Origin of the sequence: Schlesneria sp., assembly GCF_036405755.1 — a bacterium.
Lineage (GTDB): Bacteria > Planctomycetota > Planctomycetia > Planctomycetales > Planctomycetaceae > Schlesneria > Schlesneria sphaerica.
The window spans coordinates 1-3,638 of record NZ_DASWWZ010000313.1 but is presented as its reverse complement, the minus strand read 5'-3'; the positions used below and the strand labels follow the sequence as shown (position 1 = coordinate 3,638).

The 3,638-nt window shown below is 55.0% G+C and carries 3 protein-coding genes; all 3 read right to left on the bottom strand.

Annotated features, from left to right (window positions below; translation table 11 throughout):
- On the bottom strand, positions 1 to 1,339 hold a 1,339-nt coding region (locus VGE80_RS10870), incomplete at its 3' end, for an arylsulfatase (protein ID WP_440592683.1).
- A 72-nt stretch (positions 1,340 to 1,411) separates the two neighbouring features.
- Positions 1,412 to 1,948: a hypothetical protein gene (locus tag VGE80_RS10865; RefSeq protein WP_440592682.1), complete on the bottom strand. Its 537-nt coding sequence runs from the start codon at positions 1,946 to 1,948 to the stop codon at positions 1,412 to 1,414.
- A complete protein-coding gene (locus tag VGE80_RS10860; RefSeq protein ID WP_440592681.1) occupies positions 1,938 to 3,029 on the bottom strand; it encodes a DUF1559 domain-containing protein in 1,092 nt (363 codons plus the stop codon). The genes VGE80_RS10865 and VGE80_RS10860 overlap by 11 nt, the downstream gene beginning before the upstream one ends.
- Between the last annotated feature and the right edge of the window lie 609 nt (positions 3,030 to 3,638).

Genomic DNA, 3,638 nt, shown 5'->3' with positions numbered 1-3,638 from the left:
GATTCTCTGCAGGATGCCCCAGATAGATCAGTGCGTCTTCTTTGAATGAGGGTTCAAGTTCTTCCCACCATGCGTCATAGAATTGGGTAAGTCGGTTGACCACTTCAGGGTGTTGTTTGATGACGTTCGATTTCTGCAGTGGATCGACGGCAATCTCGTAGAGTTCCTTGCCATTCACCAATCGCCACTGACTTGTCATGACCGCGGTCTGTTTCCACTTCACCGGATCTTTAACTCGCTGAGAGTCGGTCACCAGAATCCGGTCAGGCCACTCAACGGTATTGCCACTCAGCAAGGGTTTGATACTTCGACCGTCGAAGTGAATAGAGCTGTCGACGGGAATACCGCAAAGGTCAATCAGGGTCGGCAGGACATCGACATGAGCCGTGATTGGGTTAACGTCGCGGCCTCCAGTGAGCCCCCCTTCCGGCCAATAGACAAAGAATGGAACCCGGTGTCCTCCGTCGTACTCACTCCCTTTTTTGCCTCGCATTCCTCCATTGTTGATGCTGTCGCCCGCAGCAGTGCCGTTGTCAGTGGTGAAGATGAAAATCGTGTTCTGAGCAAGCCCTTCTTCAGCCAGGAACGCACGCAATCGACCGACGTTGTCGTCGATGTTCGCGATCATCCCGAAAAAGTTCGCCAAATCGACAGGGAGATTCTGGTAGGGAACGCTGCTTTCCGGCGGTGCATGCATGGGGCCATGCGGTGCGTTGGTCGCGATGTAAGCCAGGAAGGGTTGCTTCGCTGCCTTCTGTTTCTTGATGAACTGGCGAGCGGCGTCGAAGAAGACGTCTGTGCAAAATCCTTCGACGGGGACCGGGCGAGAATTATGGAAGTACGAACCGCCGAAGTAGGCGTTGTTCCATGCGTCTGAAATCTGGCCAACTCCCCCTCCACCGTGACGGAGTACTTCGGCGAATCCTCGGTCTTCGGCTCGATATGGATAATTGTCACCCAGGTGCCATTTCCCGAACATGCCGGTCGTGTAACCAGCGTTCTGGAAAATCTGCCCCATGGTCGTGAAATTCTCTTTGAGAAGCGACCGGCCCAGGACCGTATGCCAGACGCCAGTTCTGTCGGTCCAGTTGCCTGTCATGAGAGCGGCGCGCGTCGGTGAACATGTCGGTGCGACATGGTAGTCTGCCAGTCGAACCGACTCTTTGAACAGAGCATCGATTTCTGGCGTTTTGAGTACGGGGTTCCCGTGGCAGCCCAGATCGCCGTAGCCCTGATCGTCGGTAATCACCAATACCACGTTGGGCCGCTCTGCACCCCATGCGGGTGAGAGCGGCGTACACAACATCAAACTGAGCGTAAGGCAAAGGCGAATTCTCATCGGTGAAACTCCATCATCCGGGTGTCTGATCGGGGAATAATCCGCCCATTTGCTGACGGCGCGGGATCGAATTCATTTCGAAAGATCGAACTCGAAATAATTGTCTTCGTCAGCCACAACCTCAACCTGCAACGCCGTACTCGCCGAGTCGCGGTACTTTTGGGGCCACTTTCCACGAGGTGGGGACTTCTCCTGCCCCATGTCGTCCGTCGGAATCGGATCATCCGGTGGCCAGCCTTCCGTCACTGTGACCGTATATTTCCCGGTCACAGCCCCTTCGGTCCCGCTTTTCGCCATGACGATTTTTGAGAAGTTTCCGTCTTCATCCGTCTGTCCAACACAGGGCTCGCCACCTGTCACCTGTTGAGGCAGGAACACTAACTTCGCGTATGAGACCGGCTCACCTCGATAGGTGACGACACCCTGCACTGTAGCAATCACAGGTCTGTCGCCGGATGAACATCCGATGGACATGAAAGCGAATGCGACGAGGGCACCCTGCAGCCACGTCGCGATGCTGATTTCCCGGCGCGGGGTTCGAGCAGGAGGGGGAGCAATGAGTGTGGCTGCGGGAGAATTCATTCCCGTTTGTTGTCGTTCAGAACTCACCGATGATTTCTCCACCCTGAATCGTCCCCAGGCTCCGATAAGTTCCCAGGTCAATGCTCTGGGAAATAAACCGCGAGCTTCCGTCGCACATGGCGAAATGAGCTCCACCCACGTGCTGACTGCTGAATCCCTGCTGGTTCGGCCAGTCCGTCCAACAAGCGTTCCAGCCTTGAGCGAGAGGTCGACCGAGTCCTTCCGGACATTCCGCTGGCCGATTCACCGGGAAAGCGGTTGTTGCGAGAACTCCGTTGAACCAGAACCATGCTGACAGAGCGTTCTGATTGAATGAGGTCTCGCCCAGCATGAACGAGTTTGATGTCCCATCAGTGATATCGCGGATTCGCGTGGGAATTCCCTGCCCATCATTGCCGCGACCCATGAACCCGGAAGGACATCGAAATGGATACTGGGTCTGCACCGCCGGGGGGGAAGAGTCGAAAGTGCCACAGAAACGACTGGTGGCCCAGACGCCCGAAGTGACCTGAATCGTGCCACTCACCCAACTCGAACCGAGGACGCCTTGATAGTTTGTGATGCCGATTTTCAGATCGTTATTGGCTCCACCAGCGAAGTTAATGATCCTGGATCCGGGGGCCACCCCGCCAGAAGCGGGCGAGGGATCTGAAGGACAGTTGAGTGCGGGGATGCCTCGTCCCACAAGCCAGGGATTGCTACCTGAGTTGGGATTTGTGAGGCCTCCCGGTCCAGTTCTCGGATCTGCCTGAATCCCGTTGGGCCCCGAGTTCCATGAGAAAGTCGAGTCCCAGGCGTTGTAGATGGTGGCCTGATCAATCATTGGCAGGATGTTGTGAATCCAGCTCACCTGGTTCAGAGCGCCTGGGATGCTGTTGAGTCGATATTGAATAGGAAAGGTGCCATGGACATCGAGATAATTATGCAGCGCGAGGCCCAGTTGCTTCATGTTGTTCTTGCACTGAGTCCTGCGAGCGGCTTCTCGCGCCTGCTGTACTGCTGGCAGCAGTAGAGCGATCAGCACCGCGATGATGGCAATCACGACGAGCAATTCAATCAGCGTAAATCCCTGATAATTCTGACGATGATGAGCACGTGTTTTGTTCACAAGATCCCTCTGAATGAAACAATAACTGCGAAACAGATTTGACGTGGCTGGCTTCAGTCGACCGCGGAACAGCGCGCACCGGAGGTGAGAAAAATGACGGGCAACGACGGAAAGAGATTCCGCCCGCTTTCGTCAAAGTCGTCGCATCTCAATGCCGGACCTGCGTAAGGCATGTCTCGAAATCTCTTGTCCGAAGAGCCACGGAAATCATTCGCAGCGAAGTGCAAAATTTGATTCGCGTGGTGGCGACAGATATCGAGTGCCGAAGATTGCGTCCGCTCGTTCGCAATCCGTGAGCGATCGAATGCAGATTGGCTCCGTGGCCTGTGCAGCGTGCTGCGGCTTACGCCTGTCAGTGCTGTCGATGATTAAACGAATGAGTCAGCCTTTGGCGATACTCATATATCACCCATCGAGTGATGCGGGGTTGGATTCTCACACCAATGTCTCTTGGTGTCAAGCCGACTCGATCAATCGCTGGGCGGAGTGGGTGCATGCCAGCTTTTGTTATGCCTCTATCGTGTGCGCGAAATCGCCCGAGAACGTCAATTCCAAGATTTTGTGGTTTTTTGTTAAGCTGAGATGGGTTTGGAGGATTGGGGCTTGATG